This window comes from Vibrio pelagius, from assembly GCF_024347575.1.
In the GTDB taxonomy this organism is placed as follows: Bacteria; Pseudomonadota; Gammaproteobacteria; order Enterobacterales; family Vibrionaceae; genus Vibrio; species Vibrio pelagius.
Window position 1 is genome coordinate 888,291 of sequence record NZ_AP025504.1, and the last position, 17,239, is coordinate 905,529.

At 45.7% G+C, this 17,239-nt stretch carries 13 protein-coding genes and 2 pseudogenes; 9 read left to right on the forward strand and 6 right to left on the reverse strand.

The annotated features are described in order from the left end of the window. Positions 1-73: 73 nt before the first annotated feature. The gene (locus vsple_RS18160) at positions 74-1,363 is read right to left on the reverse strand and encodes a sigma-54-dependent transcriptional regulator (RefSeq protein WP_261884012.1); all 1,290 of its coding nucleotides are present in this window, start codon (positions 1,361-1,363) and stop codon (positions 74-76) included. Between the two features lie 48 nt (positions 1,364-1,411). After that, complete coding sequence (locus vsple_RS18165) at positions 1,412-3,229, reverse strand: sensor histidine kinase (RefSeq protein ID WP_261883308.1); 1,818 nt, start codon at positions 3,227-3,229, stop codon at positions 1,412-1,414. Positions 3,230-3,396: 167 nt separating this feature from the next. Between vsple_RS18165 and pdxH the strand changes: the two genes are divergently transcribed. Continuing rightward, complete coding sequence (pdxH, locus tag vsple_RS18170; protein ID WP_032553753.1) at positions 3,397-4,032, forward strand: pyridoxamine 5'-phosphate oxidase; 636 nt, start codon at positions 3,397-3,399, stop codon at positions 4,030-4,032. Between the two features lie 113 nt (positions 4,033-4,145). On the opposite strand, the gene vsple_RS18175 is transcribed toward pdxH, so the two are convergent. Together vsple_RS18175 and vsple_RS18180 are read right to left on the reverse strand one after the other, a co-directional pair. After that, positions 4,146-4,880 carry a helix-turn-helix transcriptional regulator gene (locus vsple_RS18175; protein WP_261883309.1) on the reverse strand — a complete coding sequence of 245 codons (735 nt, stop codon included), beginning with the start codon at positions 4,878-4,880 and terminating at the stop codon, positions 4,146-4,148. 177 nt (positions 4,881-5,057) lie between these two features. After that, entirely contained in the window at positions 5,058-6,251 is a 1,194-nt protein-coding gene (locus vsple_RS18180; protein ID WP_261883310.1) for an ISL3 family transposase, read from the reverse strand. Between the two features lie 554 nt (positions 6,252-6,805). Here vsple_RS18180 and vsple_RS18185 point away from each other — a divergent pair. The 7 genes and pseudogenes from vsple_RS18185 to vsple_RS18215 all read left to right on the forward strand — a co-directional run. After that, positions 6,806-7,027, forward strand: a pseudogene (locus tag vsple_RS18185) (cupin domain-containing protein); the annotation flags it as partial. A 122-nt stretch (positions 7,028-7,149) separates the two neighbouring features. Next, positions 7,150-8,349, forward strand: coding sequence for an IS4 family transposase (locus vsple_RS18190; RefSeq protein WP_261881668.1), 1,200 nt, complete (start codon positions 7,150-7,152; stop codon positions 8,347-8,349). Positions 8,350-8,364: 15 nt separating this feature from the next. Then, positions 8,365-8,973: pseudogene (locus vsple_RS18195) on the forward strand (AraC family transcriptional regulator); the annotation flags it as partial. A 186-nt stretch (positions 8,974-9,159) separates the two neighbouring features. Continuing rightward, the gene (gene putA, locus vsple_RS18200; RefSeq protein WP_261883311.1) at positions 9,160-12,309 is read left to right on the forward strand and encodes a bifunctional proline dehydrogenase/L-glutamate gamma-semialdehyde dehydrogenase PutA; all 3,150 of its coding nucleotides are present in this window, start codon (positions 9,160-9,162) and stop codon (positions 12,307-12,309) included. Positions 12,310-12,320: 11 nt separating this feature from the next. Continuing rightward, a complete protein-coding gene (locus vsple_RS18205; RefSeq protein WP_261883312.1) occupies positions 12,321-13,025 on the forward strand; it encodes a 1-pyrroline-5-carboxylate dehydrogenase in 705 nt (234 codons plus the stop codon). Between the two features lie 145 nt (positions 13,026-13,170). Beyond that, complete coding sequence (gene putP / locus vsple_RS18210) at positions 13,171-14,661, forward strand: sodium/proline symporter PutP (protein ID WP_261884013.1); 1,491 nt, start codon at positions 13,171-13,173, stop codon at positions 14,659-14,661. A gap of 451 nt (positions 14,662-15,112) precedes the next feature. Beyond that, entirely contained in the window at positions 15,113-15,355 is a 243-nt protein-coding gene (locus vsple_RS18215; RefSeq protein ID WP_032553764.1) for a hypothetical protein, read from the forward strand. Between the two features lie 97 nt (positions 15,356-15,452). Here the strand turns inward: vsple_RS18215 and vsple_RS18220 are convergent, their stop codons facing one another. Continuing rightward, positions 15,453-15,623, reverse strand: coding sequence for a hypothetical protein (locus vsple_RS18220; RefSeq protein WP_255232258.1), 171 nt, complete (start codon positions 15,621-15,623; stop codon positions 15,453-15,455). A 282-nt stretch (positions 15,624-15,905) separates the two neighbouring features. Here vsple_RS18220 and vsple_RS18225 point away from each other — a divergent pair, with 282 nt between their 5' ends. Next, positions 15,906-16,394 carry an Lrp/AsnC family transcriptional regulator gene (locus vsple_RS18225; protein ID WP_255232257.1) on the forward strand — a complete coding sequence of 163 codons (489 nt, stop codon included), beginning with the start codon at positions 15,906-15,908 and terminating at the stop codon, positions 16,392-16,394. An 84-nt stretch (positions 16,395-16,478) separates the two neighbouring features. Here the strand turns inward: vsple_RS18225 and vsple_RS18230 are convergent, their stop codons facing one another. Next, complete coding sequence (locus tag vsple_RS18230; RefSeq protein ID WP_261883313.1) at positions 16,479-17,186, reverse strand: DUF445 domain-containing protein; 708 nt, start codon at positions 17,184-17,186, stop codon at positions 16,479-16,481. Positions 17,187-17,239: the final 53 nt, after the last annotated feature.

The window sequence follows — 17,239 nt, forward strand, 5'->3', positions numbered from 1 at the left end:
AGTGTATTCTTAGTTTTAAGAAATGTTAAGATCTTGTTCCCATAAAGCGTTGTATTTATATATGTTTCATTACTTATCGGTTTTTGAAATCCGTTTTATCTAGTTGGTGTTTACGTAATTTGTCATACAGCGTTTTCCGAGAAACTTGTAACTCTTGTTGAACCTCTTTAAGCATACCCTGGTGGCGATGTAGGGCTTCTATTAAGATAATCTGTTCAAAGTTATCGGTTCGTTCGCTGAGTGAGAGCTGTTTGATCGTCGTATTAGCTTTCTCTTCGTTTGGGCTGCAGTTATCTTGATCTAGCTCCTCTGGCGGCTTTGCTTGAGTGAGTACTCTAAGCTCCGCTTCTTGGCGTAGTTGACGCAAATTCTCAGGCCAAGGCTTAGCAATCAACCGCTCAACATCCTGTTTGGTGATGATAGGGGGCGGTAATTGATATCGACTAGCCGCACCTCGCGCGAAATGTTTAAACAGTGAACCGATATCCTCCGGCCTTTCTGTCAGTGGTAGCAGCTCAAACTGACGAAACTCTCCCTTTATTGTAGCGGGTACTGCGGTGGATGCGATAATGATACAAGTTGCATTTGAATTGCACTCATTTTCATGAAGCAGCGTTGATTTTACTTGCTTAAACCACTCCCATTGCTGAGACAGTAATACTTCTGTTTCATGGATATAGAGAGTTCCTCCGCGATGTTTGACACACAGCTGTTTGAGAAATTCGCAAAATGTTTCTTGGTCTGACTTTGGTAGGTTGAACGCGGCGATAGGGTAGAGCTCGCCTCTTTGATGGCTGTGTAAATCGTGAGTGTATTGTGCGGTTATGCGTTTCCCCGTTCCTATCTCGCCTTTGATAATGATGATCGGATCTTTGTTGATGTCGAGTGTGATCAACTCACGTCTTAGCGTCACCATTGATGGAGATTGCCCAATGAGTTTTGGGCCTACATGCGTTTGCATTGCGAGCTCTTTGCGCAGGAGATTATTCTCTTCAACCAGAGCGAGCTTATCTGCGGCTTTATGAATTGCAGCCATTAGAGCATCAACAACGAATGGTTTTTCAAGAAAGTCACATGCTCCTACCTTCATCGCGGTCACCGCGGTTTGTACGTCGCCGTGCCCCGTTAATACAATCACTTGAAAACGAGGGTTGTGTTTTAAAAGTTGCTCAGTGAATTGAATACCGTCCATCACCGGCATATGTATGTCGGTGATGACGACACCCGCTTGGGTTAGTGGGATCTGTTTTAGTGCTTCTACAGCGTTAGGGAAACAGCAAATCTCAATACCTTCAATGAGCATTGCTTGTTCTACCGAATCACGAATCGCGGGTTCGTCGTCAATAAAATAGAGTGCAGGCATGGTTGTCAAAGCGACATTCCTTGTTATGAGTTATTGTCATCAGCACGACTAATCAGTGCTTGAGGTTTTATTGCATGCGTTGTGCAAGGGAATTGTTAGTGAGAATACCATGCCACAAGGCTTGCGCGGTGTCGCAGTGATGGTGCCGTGATACGCTTCAATAATCCGCTTTGAGATCGATAGACCGAGGCCGAGCCCTTCTGGTTTAGTGGTGAAGAAGGGATCAAAGAGTTGAGATAGCTTTGATTCTGGTAGTCCGACGCCATTGTCCCAAATATCAAGGACACAGGTTTCCGGTTCTAGCCGCCAATCTAGGCCGATCTGAGGGCTAGGTTGTTGATGCAGTGCTTGGGCGGCGTTATGGATTAAATTCACTAGCACTTGCTCCAACTCGGTCGGATGAATCGCAATCTGAATATCGTCACTGATCGAGGCCATTCTCAGTGTAATACCGTGCTTGATAAGGAGCGCGCTTAAGATTCCCGTGGCATTGTTGACTGCTTGGTGAAGGTTGGCGGTGTGATGTTCTTGCTTGGTAACCTTACGGGTGAAGACTTTTAAGCGTGCGATGATGTCGGTGATGGATAGATTAAGCGTCAGCATCTTTTCTAAGTTACTTTTCACCATATCATTACGCCCCATTTCAAGCAGCTTGAGACTATTTTCGCTGTAAGTTCTCAAGGCGGCCAGTGGTTGATTTATCTCGTGGTTAATGCTCGCTGAGAGTTCGCCTAAGACCGCAAGTTTAGCCGCTTGAGTCAGTTCTTGTTCTGTCTGCTTGAGCTTACTTTGCGACTCTTGGTATTGGTGTATGGTTTGCTGTAGCTGTTGGTTTGATTGTTGTAAGTAAAGGGTACGCTTATTCACCGTCTCTTCGAGCTTATGGTTGAGCGTTGTCAGTGCCACTTTTGCTTTGTAGGTTTGGCGCCACGACCAAGCGATCAGCAGCACTAAGCTATATATCACTAAGAATATCGCGTCGATCTGCATGACTTTTTTCATCTCTGTGTCGCGTTCCTTCAGTGCGATGACTTGATATTGCTGACTACTGGCTGCTGCCGGGTAGATGTTAAATGTGCCCATCCGACTGAGTTTTTCATTTGGCAAAGCAATATTGGCTTGTGGTAAATCGAGGAAGTCATCAATCAACGTGATTTTGTCTAATCCATACTGACGCTGCTCGGCAATTTGCTGTTGCTGAATCGGGGTAAGTGGTTGCAGGGAGTGATAGAGCCAATGCGGCTGGCTTGATAAGAACACCACTTGGTTGTTGTCGAGTACGACAATGTCGAATCCGTCACTGGTAAGAATCTCCTCGATGTTTTCTAGGCTCACTTTTACTGTTAACACGCCCACAATCTCTTGTTTTATGTACAAGGGAGAGGAGAGAAAGTAGCCGCGCACATTCGATCTCGCGCCAAGTCCAACGTATTGGGAGTTCAAACCGTTGATCGCCTGGCTGAAATAGGGGCGAAACGCAAAGTTCTCACCGACAAAGGTTTTTGGATCCTGGTAGTTGCTCGATGCGACTACGGTACCGCTATCGTCGTGAATGTAGATGGTATCGGCTAAGCTCTGGTTAGCCCACTCTTCCAATAACAGGTTGAGTTGTTGAGCTGACGTTTGTCTTGAAAAATACCCAAGGATTCGAGGGTCATGACTTAGGATCGCGGGAACTTGCTTGAATTTTGCGATCTCAGAATCGAGTTGAAGACTGGCCTTGTTGGCGGCTTCTTGCAGCTGTTCACCAACCAGACGTTGCTGAAATTGCTCTGCCAATAAATGGGTGGCGGCAAACCCCGCTGCACCCAATGACAGTGAAGCGATAACAAAAGGGGTGAAAAAACGGGATATTTTGAAGGCCAAAGTGAACTCAGATCTGGTTGAAAGTGTATATAGATTAACAACATGGCAATCTAAGTACCGAGATCTTGGTAACACCGAATCCAAGAGATAGTACAATCGGCTACCACAGGCTTGTATTTCGTTATGCGAAAGCGCAGAATCACAAAAAAATGAAAAGGAGCAACGAAATGGAACTGAAAGATATTCGCCGTGAATATGCTCAGGGTGGATTGAGACGCAAAGACTTAGCGGCTGATCCGATTGACCAATTTAATCTTTGGCTTGAGCAGGCTATTGAAGCCAAACTTACCGACCCAACTGCGATGACAGTGGCAACAGTCGATAAGGACGGCCAACCTTTTCAGCGCATTGTGTTGCTTAAGAATGTTGATCAACAAGGTTTCGTTTTCTACACAAACCTTGGTAGCCGTAAAGCGCAGCAGCTAGAGCACAATAGCAAGATCAGCTTGCACTTCCCGTGGCACCCACTAGAGCGCCAAGTACACATTACTGGTACTGCAGAGAAGCTAAGCGCAGTGGAGAACATGAAGTACTTCTCTTCTCGTCCAAAAGAGAGCCAACTGGCGGCAATCGCAAGTAAGCAGAGCAGCCGAATTTCTGCGCGTGGTATCTTGGAAGGCAAGTACTTAGAGCTTAAACAGAAATTTGCGAAAGGTGAGATTCCAGTACCGAGCTTCTGGGGAGGCTTCCGTGTTCGAGTGGACAGCATTGAGTTTTGGCAAGGTGGTGAACATCGTCTGCATGACCGTTTCTTGTTCTCTCGCCAAGATAACCGTTGGGATATCGATCGACTTGCGCCGTAGTCAGGCGTTCCGAGTTTACCAAAAACACCGCGCTGTACTCTTAAAGGGTTGGCGCGGTGTTTTTTTGTCGCTCTTGTCGAGTTAGGGTGAGCAGCTATTTATGACGATTGATATTAACGGGTCGTCGTTACTTCACTGTGTAGCACCACAGAAATCTGCCGATTGAGCAGGCTTTCCGGGATCACCGAGCCAAGACCTGAGTCCAGTGCAAATTCAATCAGTTGGCTCTTACTTTTGGCATCGAATTTTTGTTTAAGCCGCGCCACGTGCCCCTCGACGGTTTTGATCGAAATCGTCAGGGTCTGTGCAATGTACTGAGGCTTTTTGCCAAACAGCAGCAAAAATAGTACTTCAGATTCGCGTGCTGTGAGTTTTTTATTGAGTTTTGACTGACGAGGCTCTGAACCCGCAATCGAACCATCACATGTTTTGGCACTGGTTGCTTGGCAAACCCAGTGACCTACCTCCAAAATGGCAGTATCGGTGAGCTCTTGACCATAGAATATTGTTCCCTGCACTTTACCATCATCATCGAACCAAGGCGTTTTGGTGAAGATGTGAGCGTGCCAACGGCCATCTGGATAAGGGTGAATATCTAGAATTTTTAAAGTCTTACGTGTTTCCATCACGTACTTATCTTGCGCTCTGAAGTCTTGCGCACATTCCGTTGTTTGGCTTGGCATATCAAAATCGGTCAAACCTGCGCTGCTTTGATTGTCGGGCAAACCAATCAGTCGATTGTAGGCTTGGTTAGCATAAACAAAGACAGAGTCCGTATCTTTGCACCCCCAGCAGCCCGGCAACTGTTCAAACAGAGAGCGTTGTATGGAGTTAAGTGTTTTCGACAAAATATCATCTCAGTTTCGGAACTAAGTTAATAATATCAGTTTCTTATAACGCTGTATTGCAATTAATGAACGTTGCTTAAACGGAGAGCAAGGGAAGAATGATCAAGGTAAAGGATATCTGCGAGCATTTGGATATGACGAATTGATCCACCACTGCACATAGGACAAAAAAAAGGTTCATCGCGGCTTTCCGGGGAAAGCCGCTTTTATCTTCAAGAAGAAGTAGTCAGTATCTCGATAACCATACCCCATTCGCTTGATTAGCTTTATCTTGTTGTTTATCCCTTCAAGCGTGCAGGTATTTAACGGATAACTTGCCGATGCGATAACCCCGTGAAGATATGGTCTGAGTTTTCGTGCGAACTCTTTTAATGGCTTAATCCCACTCTCTTGCACTTGTTCCCACCACGCGTCCCAGAGCTCCTTAGCGCGCCCTTCTGATTCACAATACCAAAGCTCTTTGAGTTGAGCTCCGAGTATATAAGTGGTCATTAAGTCCTTATTGATATTCAATATTTCAGTAAGATAGCTTTCTTGGCGTGTATTTAAGTTGCCTCTATTTTTCAGCAGTACCCAGCGTGAACGCTTCACCCATTGCCTCGCTTTTTTGTCTTGCTTAAGTTTGTTGGCTTGGTCGACTCTAACTCTATCCATCACCTCGCGACCGAACTTAGCGACAACATGGAATAAGTCGTAAACGATTTTTGCGTTCGGACAGTGTGCTTGAACTTCAAGATCGAAAGCCGTATTCATGTCCATCGCGACGGCTTCGATATTTATCCCATGCTCGCCTAATTGCTCGAAGAACGGTCGTATGTCTTTGCGGCTACGACCTAATCCTATCCAAATGACTTGGTGAGTCTTAGCATCAGCGATGACCGTGGCATATCGATGTCCTTTAAAGATGGCGAACTCGTCCATGACGAGTTGCCTTAGGTCTTCCCATTTTATTGACGGTACAACTTGTCTAAGCCGGCGTTTATCTATCTCTTTAATTGTGTGCCAATGAACGCTCGTTAACTGGGAGATATGCTTAATAGGGAGAAGAGGTAATAGTTGTTCTATATAGCTTTTTAGGCGCTTCGTTATGCGAGCATAAGGCTCTAACCAAGATAGAGACTCTGTTTTTATGCCGCAGTCGCGACACTTAATCCTTCGAGTTTGAACGGAAAGTTCAACTGGAACACCGAGTAACATGGCATCCTTTACATGACGCCATTGATACTCATGGATAGCTTCGTCTTCAAGACCACAGAGGCATTTAGCTTCAGAGTTAGGTTTAAGAGTAAGGGTAATAAGTGTTGCTGTCTGGTGAGACTTTACTATTTGAAAGCCTTCCCAGAATGAAGATAGGAAAGTATGATTCGGCATGGAAACGGTAGTTTGTGTATGATTTTTGTTTGGCGACTAAACCATATCACTTACTACCGTTTTTGTTTTAAGTTCCCGCTAATCCGCGATGAACCAAAAAAAAGCCAGCCTGAAGACGGGCTGGCTAAAGACAAGATTTTCTTGTCGACGTGTAGAAGATTTCAGATTAACTCACGAGGGCCATGAAAATTAATCTGAGGTATCAGTGAGATACCCAGAGTGACTTACTACTCTGCCGACAAATCTACTCTTTGCTCCACGTTTACAAAAGGGGGGATTTCCCTCAATCACTCAAGAAAGTCAATCGGTACGAGGATTGAAATAACCAATGGATTGTTCTGGCATCATCATTTTGGTGCTTAGTAAAGTTGGTTTTACATTCTCCGTAGTTTATGTGCTCTTGATCATCTTTCCGGAGGCATGATCACGATGATCGCAACACTAATCTAACGACGATCCCTTGTGCTAAATGACTCTCATGATCATTTACAAATTCATCTTGAGCTAAAATCAGAGTATTATTCCCGATCCGTAATTATCAAAACTGCTTTGACATGCCAAAACTACCTATCATGCCCAATCTCGATCTTTCACCGCTAGGCTTAGTCGCTCCTCGCCCTGCTGAGATCGTGACTCTGCCATCTCATATGGATTGTCACGAGCACCAGTATTCGCAAGTGGTGATTGGGCTTAAAGGTCAAGCTGAGTTCGAAGTCAGTGGTAAGGGCAACTTAGTTGGGCCAGGACAAGGCTGTGTGGTAACGGCTTGTTCTGATCCTTACGAATCCCCTCATAATTTCTATATAAAACAATGAGTAGACGCACATCGCTCATTCTGATCTAATGAATTTCGCCAAAAACACACCTGAACAAATGGATTTAATAGGGAGCCCTAACGATGCGCGACATTCAAATTCTACAGCAAACGATTGAGAATCAATGCCCCGAAATTCACAAAAAACGACTTAGTTCTCTGATACTTGCAACCAAAACGGTTCTTGATGGCTCTGAACTAACACTCACCAAAATTGGAAGAGCTCTCGACACTGATACCACAGTGAAACATGCTATCAAACGTATCGACCGATTACTTGGTAATAGCAATCTACACCGTGAAAAAGAGTCCATATATAAATGGCATGCCTCCTTCATTACCCGTGCCAATCCTTTTCCCGTGGTTCTGGTTGATTGGTCGGATGTTCGAGAGCAACTGCGCTATATGACATTACGCGCTTCAGTGTCTGTTAAAGGTCGTGCCGTCACGCTTTATGAGCAGGCATTTGAGTACAAAAACTATAACTCACCCAATAGCCACCAACACTTTCTCGATAAGCTGCAGTCTTTACTCCCAGAAGGTTGCACACCTATCATTGTTTCCGACGCAGGCTTTAGAAATACTTGGTTTCGACAAGTCACCAACAAAGGTTGGTTCTGGGTTGGACGTGTACGTGGTGAAGTCTCGATTAAGTGTGGCGAAGACTCATGGCAATGGAATAAAACGTTTTACCCTCAAGCAACAGATAAGCCGCAGTTTTTAGGGGAAAGCCAACTGGCTAAACGCTCACCGCTTAAGTGCTTTGCTTACTTATATAAGAGTCATCCCAAAGGCAGAAAGGCCCATCGGCACAGCCGAACGTGCCAAAAACACTCGGCAGGAAAAGTGTTCCATAAAGGAACAAAAGAGCCCTGGCTTCTGGTCACTAATATCCCCAACCATGTGCTTAACGGCATTAAAGTAACCCGTTTATACGCCAAAAGAATGCAAATTGAAGAGTCATTCCGAGATCTAAAAAGCCCAGCCTACGGATTGGCGCTCCGCCATAATCGAACACGTTGCACCAAGCGCATTGATATCTTATTGCTTATGGCATTGATGGCCGAAATCATCATGTGGTGGAATGGCTTAATCGCCATGCAAGCGAAATGGCATTATGACTTTCAAGCCAACACCATCAAGCATCGTCGGGTACTCTCCATTCCAAGGCTTGGTAAGGAAGTTCGTTGTCATAGAAGATACCGAATACAAGAGTCCCAATATCAATGGGCAATGGTGGAATATCAGCGCCTAACGCATACTTGTGGGTTGGGAGAATTATGAGGGGATCCGCCAGGTTCTGATCATGCTTTCGGTGGCGTGGTGGGTCAGTCTGATATTTTGGTATTGAATATGCCTATGCCAAGTAATGACGACCCTTTGATGTTAGAGAAGATCAATCAGCTTGCGTCATCTAACGTTTACTTTCAGTTGGATGGACAGATTCAGAAGCTGATCCAGATGCTGGTGCAGGAGATGCAAGCAAGTCCTGACGATCTCTTGTTAAGCCGAGCCTGTAACGACACGGTGATCGCATTACTGCAACGTCATATCTCTGAATTTGAAACATCGATAAAAGAATCACGCTTTGATCTTGAAGCGTTGGATCGCTACATCGAACAGCATTTGGCGAACAAGATCTCTGTTGCGCAACTGGCAGGCAGTGTATTTTTAGGCGAAAGTCAGTTCCATGTGCTGTTTAAAGAGCAGATGGGCATCACGCCACATCAGTATGTACTAGGCAAGCGAATCGACCGTGCGCGCCGCTTAATTGAACAAGGAAACCTTAGCCTTGGTCAAGTTGCTGAGCTAGCAGGTTTCTCCGGCCAGTCCGCCTTTACTCACACTTTTTCCCGTCTTCAGGGGATGTCACCATCTCAATACAAAAAGCAAATAAGTGTTAAATAGTGAAACAGAACGGCACATTCGTTTAAAGTTTCATATGTGATGATGTTTTTGTTTTGTTAATAAAGCGAGTTTTTAGCAAAAAACTCGGAGTTTTTGACAAGTATTCCTTATATACTCTCAATACACTGCAGCCATTGTAGAAATCTCGGACGTCTTTTTGTTCGGGTGTGAGATTAAGGAAAACGCATGTTTACAGCTACTGATGTGTTAAAACCAGAGTTCAACGAGCAACCGCTTAGTGAGCTATGGTCGCTTATCTCACCATTATATATGGTGGATGAAACCCAATGGCTAGAGCAGCTTCTGCCGCTAGCTACGCCTTCTGAGTCTGAAAAGCAACAAATTACGGACAAGACAACCTCGCTTATCGAAACGATTCGAGCAGACAAAACGTCGATTCAAATGATCGATGCACTGCTGCTTGAATACAGCCTAGATACGCAAGAAGGTATTTTGTTGATGTGTCTTGCTGAAGCTCTGATGCGTATCCCTGATGCTGCAACTGCGGATGCATTGATTCGTGATAAGCTCAGCGTTGCTGACTGGAAATCTCACCTGAAGAACTCTGACTCTGTGTTTGTAAATGCATCCACTTGGGGTCTAATGCTAACGGGTAAGGTTGTGGGTCTTTCATCAAATGAGCAGAGCCCAACTCAGGCGGTAAACCGTCTAGTCAACAAACTTTCTGAGCCGGTGATTCGTAAAGCGATGCATCAAGCGATGAAAGTAATGGGTCATCAGTTTGTACTGGGTCGTAGCATTGCTGAGGCACAGAAGAACGGCAAACCTATGCGTGACAAAGGCTTTACCTATTCATATGACATGCTAGGTGAAGCGGCACTGACGACTGCAGACGCAAACAAGTACTTCAAAGATTACCTAATGGCGATTGAAGCTGTAGGTCGAGACACTTATGTTTCTCCAAAATCGAACGTTTCATCAAAATCTAGCCCTGCGCCATCAGTATCTATCAAGCTTTCTGCGCTGCACCCACGTTACGAAGTTGCGAATGAAGAGCGTGTACTGACTGAGCTTTGCGACACGCTAGAGCAGTTACTGCGCCGCGCAATCGAGCTTGATGTTGCAATTACCATTGATGCAGAAGAGGCGGATCGTCTAGAGCTTTCCCTAAAACTGTTTGAGAAGCTTTACCGCAGTGAACTTGTGAAAGGCTGGGGTAAATTTGGTCTGGTTATTCAAGCGTACTCTAAGCGTGCCCTGCCGGTATTGGTATGGCTGAACCGCTTAGCAAAAGAGCAGGGTGATTTGATCCCACTGCGTTTGGTAAAAGGCGCGTACTGGGATAGCGAAATCAAATGGTCGCAACAAGCGGGCTATGATAACTACCCAGTTTACACACGCAAAGAAGCGACTGATGTTGCTTACCTAGCCTGTGCACGCTACCTATTAAGCCCAAGTGTTCGTGGCAATATCTTCCCGCAGTTTGCAAGCCACAACGCGCACACTGTGTCTGCAATTGCTGTAATGGCAGACCACAAAGATTTTGAATTCCAACGCCTGCACGGTATGGGTGATTCTCTATACAACCACGCGATGGAGGCTTACCAGCAGTCAGTGCGTATCTACGCGCCAGTGGGTAGCCACAAGGATCTACTTCCTTACCTAGTTCGTCGTCTGCTAGAAAATGGTGCGAACAGCTCGTTTGTACACCGCTTGGTGGATGCTCGCTGCCCTGTGGCAGAATTAACGCAACACCCAGTGGATATGCTTCTAGCGTTCGATACGCTGAACAATACTAAGATTCCACTGCCACCATCTGTGTTCCCAGAGCGCAAAAACTCTTACGGTGTCAACATTGATATCGAAAGTGAAGCGCACAGTTTTGAAGAGCAAGTAAAAGGCTTCTTGAATAAACAGTGGACGGCTGGCCCGATCATCAACGGTGAAGCTCTTGCCGAAAGCATGATCAAGGCTGATCAGAATGTTGAGCAAGTAACAGCACCTTACGATCGTCGTATCAATGTTGGTCAGGTGGCTTTCGCAAACCTTGATCATGTTTCCGAAGCGATCAGCGGCGCAGATGCGGCGTTCGCCGGTTGGAATGCGACTTCTGTTGAAGTTAAAGCTGCGGCTCTTGAGAAGTTGGCTGACTTGATGGAAGAGAACCTTGCTGAGCTGGTGGCAATCTGTCATCAAGAAGCGGGTAAGACAATTCACGATAGCATTGATGAAGTGCGTGAAGCGGTCGACTTCTGTCGTTACTACGCAAAGCAGGCAGACAACCTACAAGAATTTGAACTGAAAGGCTTTGATGGCCAAGTTCGTTTGGCATCTCGCCAAGGTCGTGGTGTGTTTGTATGTATCAGCCCTTGGAACTTCCCACTGGCGATCTTCCTTGGTCAAATTACAGCTGCATTAGTTGCAGGCAACACTGTCGTTGCAAAACCAGCAGAGCAAACCAGCTTAATCGCTGCTCGCGCAGTTGAGTTGATGCAACAAGCTGGCTTCCCGGCAGGCACAATTCAGCTTCTACCGGGTCGCGGTGCAGAAATCGGTAGCGCACTAACTAGCCACGATGCGATTGCAGGTGTGGCGTTTACAGGCTCTACACCAACCGCTCAGCGTATCAACGTGTCATTGGCAAGTCGTACAGCTAAACCTGTTCCATTTATCGCGGAAACAGGCGGCCAGAATGCGATGATCGTTGACAGTACGGCGCTTCCAGAGCAGGTAGTACGTGATGTTATTCGTTCAGCGTTTGCTTCTGCAGGTCAGCGTTGTTCAGCACTACGTGTGCTTTACATCCAAGAAGACATTGCTGATCGCGTTGTTGCTCTTATCCAAGGTGCGATGAACGAGTTGAGTGTCGGTATCCCACACCTGCACAAGACTGACGTTGGCCCTGTTATCGACAGCAATGCGAAACAGAAGCTAATGGCTCACCTTGAGAACATGACCAAAACGCAGAAGCGTGTTGCTCAGTTAACCCTAAGTGATGCGTGCGATCATGGTGACTTCGTGCCACCAAGTGCTTTTGAGATCAACGATATTAGCTGCCTAACTGAAGAGCAGTTTGGCCCTGTGCTGCACATTGTTCGTTACAAGGCGAGCGAATTGGCGCAGGTGGTTGAACAGATAAACCAAACAGGCTTCGGGCTGACTATGGGCATTCATAGCCGTAACGAAACCACTTACCGTTGGATTGAAAAACACGTTCGCGTGGGTAACTGCTACATCAACCGCGACCAAGTGGGTGCGGTGGTAGGTGTTCAACCATTCGGTGGTCAAGGTTTATCAGGAACAGGACCGAAAGCGGGTGGACCACACTACCTATACCGCTTTACCGATGTTCACTTTTCTCAAGCGCAGGCATAAGGAGCGATATCATGGTTCATCAAGTGACAGGTTTTTCCGATGCATTTCAAGCGTGGGAACAGTGGAACCTAACCGATTTTGATCACAAGAGTGCTCAAATTCTGGCATTAAAATCTGAGATCGAGAGTCAATCAGCGCCACTTGCGGTGGTTGCGGGTTATCACATCGAGCACGCTTCTTCTCTGTTAGCAGAAGAGCATTTGCTCGTTGGGCCTACGGGCGAAACTAATGAGTTATACGCTGCGGGTCGTGGTGTGGCTTTGGTTATCGTCGATGATGCTCAAGATTCACTACCAAAACTGCAAACTGCAACGGCAATGCTGACGGCTGCGCTGATTGCGGGTAACAGCGTGATTGTGTGTAGTGACGACACTCAGTTCAATACTCTGATTGCGGATGCGGCAAAACAAGCAAATCTGCCATCAAACCTTGTTCAAACGACATCATTCGATGCGTCTCAACAGCTGCTTTCTTGTGATGTTCGAAGTGTGGCGTATGTGGGCAATCCACAAACTGAACAAGCGATTAATTTACAACTTGCTAAGCGAGACGGCGCAATCGTCGGTTTAGTGTCTGAAACGGATCTAACAGCAATGCATGTTGCTCACGATCCACACCTATCGTTGCGCTTTATTACAGAGCGTACACGAACCATAAATATAACAGCCGTGGGTGGTAATGCGACCTTGCTCGAGCTTGGGAGTGAAGCCCACTAACCTTCAATATTACTGATAAGTGGAGGCAGCTTCGGTTGCGCCGTGATATCAGGAACCCTATCTGACAAAACTTGGCCAACATCGTGTTGGCTAAGTTTTATTGGCTAGGCATGGAAGGATTTTTCTAAATGAGGACTATCAAATGATAGAAAACAGTTTTGCAATAACGTCAACGTTCATTGCGTATCTAATTATGATGCTAGCAATCGGGGTTATTGCTTACAAACGTACATCTAACTCAACTGACTACTTTCTTGGTGGTCGTGCACTAGGCCCTTGGCCTGCAGCACTTTCTGCTGGTGCGTCGGATATGAGTGGTTGGCTACTATTAGGTTTGCCTGGCTACGCGTATGCAGCAGGTTTCGAAGCTTTCTGGTTGGCTGGTGGCCTACTAGTGGGTACTTGGGCTAACTGGTTAATCAGTGCTAAGCGTCTACGTACTTACAGCATTACAACAGATGCATTGACTCTGCCTGAGTTCCTATCTCGTCGTTTCAATGATACGTCTAAGCTGATCCAAACAATTTCTGCTTTCTTCATTCTTCTTTTCTTCCTTTTCTACACGAGCTCAGGCTTGGTAGCGGGCGGTAAGCTGTTTGAAACCGTATTTGGTTTAGACTACACAACTGCGGTGATCATCGGCACTGTATGTGTAGTATCTTACACGCTATTTGGGGGCTTCCTTGCGGTATCTTGGACTGACCTTGTTCAGGGCCTATTGATGTCTGCAGCGCTACTTATCGTGCCTATCGCAGCGATGAACGGTGGTCTTGGTCAACTGTCTAGCGACCTGCACAACATCAACCCAGAGCTGCTAACGCTATGGAATGATGCGAAAGGCGAGCCTCTTTCAGCGATTGCAATCATCTCTCTTGCTGCATGGGGCCTAGGTTACTTCGGTCAGCCACACATCCTAGCGCGTTTCAAAGCAACACGTACTAACAAAGACTTAGGTACAGCGCGTCGTATCGCAGTGGTATGGACTGCACTGTCTATGGCTGGTGCGATGTTAGTGGGTCTAGTTGGTCTAGTGTACGTCACCAACTCTGGCGCACCTAAATTGGATGATGGCGAGAAGATCTTCATGCTTCTTGTGAACGCAATGTTCCACCCTGTTATCGCAGGTATTCTACTAGCAGCTATCCTAGCGGCAATCATGAGTACTGCGGATTCACAGCTTCTTGTATCTTCGTCTGCAATGGCAGAAGATTTGTACAAGCAAATACTGAAGAAAGACGCGACATCTGAAGATATCGTACGTGTCGGTCGTTTTGCGGTTGTGATTATCTCACTTATCGCACTGTTCCTAGCGATGACACCAGACAGCTCTGTTCTTGGTCTTGTATCTTACGCATGGGCAGGCTTCGGTGCTGCATTTGGTCCAGCTATCGTACTTAGCCTGTACTGGTCTCGTATGAACCGTAACGGCGCTCTAGCGGGTATCGTTGTGGGTGGTGTGACTATCGTAATGTGGAAACAGCTAACAGGTGGTTGGTTCGACGTGTACGAAATCGTACCGGGCATCATCTTCTCAGCTATCTCTATCGTAGTTGTGAGCCTAATTACTGGTGAGCCAGAAGAGTCAGTTAAGAAGCAACACGAGAAGTTTGAAAAGCAATTAGTTGAACTAGACTAATTCTTCACACGCCAATCTATTGAAACAAAGAGTCACTTCGGTGGCTCTTTTTTTATGTCTGAACATTTTTGTCACACCGCAATCTTGTTGACTAAGCGGCAAGTTTGTAAGCATGTGCCTAGCTTCTCTCCTTTTGGCGTAGTGTATTTCTCCATAGCTTTGGGGCCAAATGCTTGGTCGATGCCTCAAACTAACAGAATGAAGAATTAGAATTGTCTTTGCGATGACTTTCTGAGCAAGTTTACATTGTAAATTATCGCTGCTTTGTGATGGAGTTTTTCATCGGATTGAATCAAGACTAAGCCCGCCTTGCTTCAAAAAACCGTTTACCGTTATGGTATTTTTTTGAACTTGGCGCTCATTTTTGTAAATCATACGGTGAATGTTTGAACTGAATTGGACATGATGTGTCAATTGTCAGTAATGAGGACAAGCCGGATAGGATAAAGGTATGCCAGATCTATATTGCAAAACATGTAAGAAAACCACTCACCATAAGTCGATCATGAAGCGTTGTGAGATCGCACCGGAAACCTTATCGGGTCGCATGTTATTGCTTACCTCAAAACTGTTCAGTGGCACTCAGTACTATGATATGGAAGTTCAACACTTTTGCAGAACGTGCAATAGCCGAGCAGAAGAGCTTCCTAAGAAAGAGAGCGAAAGTGTCGCTCCGCAAGTCGGGTTAGCTTAGTCTTTTACTGCAACTCTTTGACTGGATTACATCTCGCTAAAGACGGATAGAGTGTTGAGCTTAGTGATAAAAACCTCCACGAGGGAGGTTGATGTGTTTAAGTGGCTTGCTTGAGGCTCTGTGGTGCAACGAGAAAGCCGTCTAACTTTACTTCCCAGCCATAGCTAGAATATTCGTATGCGAGTGCTTGCGCGACCTCTTTAGATACGGTCGCGCGGACCCATAAGCCAATGCCGTAAGGTTTGTATTCGATTTCTTGTGTTTCCATATAGAGCCATCCTTTCTCTTAGTGCAATCTATTATTCACATTGCCTCCCAAAGATACTTTTCTCTATAGCTCAACTTATTTGTTAAATAGGTCAATTTTATAACACTATATTAACGGTCTGAATTTGAATTTATAATTCACTAGTATATTCGATTATCTTTACATCTTTGTTGTGAATACAGTGTTGCGGAGCTGTTTTTAAATTCTGTGAGCCGTGCTCTGCAGGTTTTGGTCAAGCATGGAATATACTCACCCTATATTGAGACTGTTTATAGAGATGTTATGCCTCAACACCAATTGGATCGTATTGACAAAGAGATACTACGAATCTTGCACATGAAGGGCCGACTGCCAGTTGTTGAACTGGCTAAGCAGGTAAACCTCACCACTTCTCCATGTTCGGATCGTTTAAAGCGTCTCGAGAAAGAGGGCTACATTACTGGTTATCATGCCGAGTTATGTTCAGAGAAACTTGGACTTGATGTGCAGGTGTTCATTCATATCCGTTTGGACCAAACCAGCTTTTCGATTTTCGATAAGTTTGCACAGGCCGTAGAGATGATGCCAGAAATTGAAGAGTGCTATTCGCTCTCTGGGGATTTCGACACCATGATCAAAGTACGAGTTAAAGATATGAAGGCGTATCAGTCGTTTATGTCGACGAAGCTTGGTACGCTACCGGGCGTCATACAGACGAGAAGTGAAGTGGTTATCGAAGAGCATAAAAAGGGCTTTGGCGTGAACCCTGAGTTACTCTCTACCTTGAGCTAGTTCTTTGTTCGTCCTGATTTTGAAATATAAAAAATGGAAGCTATATGGCTTCCACTTTACGTTTTAAAGCAGACGTTTTATTGTTTAGAGAGTAATCGCTGCCGAGATAACGCCGATGACGCCACCAAAAACACCACCCCATACGACAAGCCAGCCAAGGTGCTCTTTGATCATTTTCTGCACCATCTCTTTTACTAGTTTAGGTGTCAGTTCGCTCAAGCGCTGATCGATGATCGCCTCGATGTTCTCTTTGATTTCGTCCATCATTGCCGGAGACTCAAACTGCTCTTTGAGGGCATTTTTCACAGTGTCACTTTGGCCAATCTCAATGATGGAAGCCTGCATCTTCTCGACAAACGGTTCTTTCAGCGGTTGAAGTGCTTCTGTGCCGCCAAGCATGGCGAGCATTCCACCAAATTGAGAGTTGGCGATCACTTCGACTAAGGAATCGAACGCAGGGTTAAGATCAATCTTCTTGATCACTGGTTCTAAGTTCAGTGATTGGCCGCTAGCCATTTCACTGCTTAAGAAGCGGTCGATGTTACTTTCGGTAAAGAACTGTTCCATCATCAGCTGCTTGATTGCCGCTTTAAACTGTTCAAAACGAGCTGGAATCACACCAGAGCCATACAGTCCCGGTACTTTTTCAAACAGCATGTGAATAGCAAGCCAGTTGGTAATCGCGCCAGAAAATGCGAATAGGCCAGCGTAAAGTAAGTATTGGCTAGCGGTGAAGTAACCCGCAGCCAGCAGAGCTAAAGCCACCGCGTTAGTGATAACACTCTTGTTCATAGTTTTTCTCTAGATTAAGTCTTGCGCGCATTTTAAAAAAAATTAGGCAAGAA

What these genes read in the sequence shown, in the direction of transcription:
- vsple_RS18160 (WP_261884012.1), bottom strand. Translation starts at nt 1,363, where the DNA reads ATGCCTGCACTCTATTTTATTGACGACGAACCCGCGATTCGTGATTCG.
- vsple_RS18225 (WP_255232257.1), top strand. Translation starts at nt 15,906, where the DNA reads ATGCCTCAACACCAATTGGATCGTATTGACAAAGAGATACTACGAATC.
- vsple_RS18180 (WP_261883310.1), bottom strand. Translation starts at nt 6,251, where the DNA reads ATGCCGAATCATACTTTCCTATCTTCATTCTGGGAAGGCTTTCAAATA.
- vsple_RS18215 (WP_032553764.1), top strand. Translation starts at nt 15,113, where the DNA reads ATGCCAGATCTATATTGCAAAACATGTAAGAAAACCACTCACCATAAG.
- vsple_RS18205 (WP_261883312.1), top strand. Translation starts at nt 12,321, where the DNA reads ATGGTTCATCAAGTGACAGGTTTTTCCGATGCATTTCAAGCGTGGGAA.
- pdxH (WP_032553753.1), top strand. Translation starts at nt 3,397, where the DNA reads ATGGAACTGAAAGATATTCGCCGTGAATATGCTCAGGGTGGATTGAGA.
- vsple_RS18230 (WP_261883313.1), bottom strand. Translation starts at nt 17,186, where the DNA reads ATGAACAAGAGTGTTATCACTAACGCGGTGGCTTTAGCTCTGCTGGCT.
- vsple_RS18190 (WP_261881668.1), top strand. Translation starts at nt 7,150, where the DNA reads ATGCGCGACATTCAAATTCTACAGCAAACGATTGAGAATCAATGCCCC.
- putA (WP_261883311.1), top strand. Translation starts at nt 9,160, where the DNA reads ATGTTTACAGCTACTGATGTGTTAAAACCAGAGTTCAACGAGCAACCG.
- vsple_RS18220 (WP_255232258.1), bottom strand. Translation starts at nt 15,623, where the DNA reads ATGGAAACACAAGAAATCGAATACAAACCTTACGGCATTGGCTTATGG.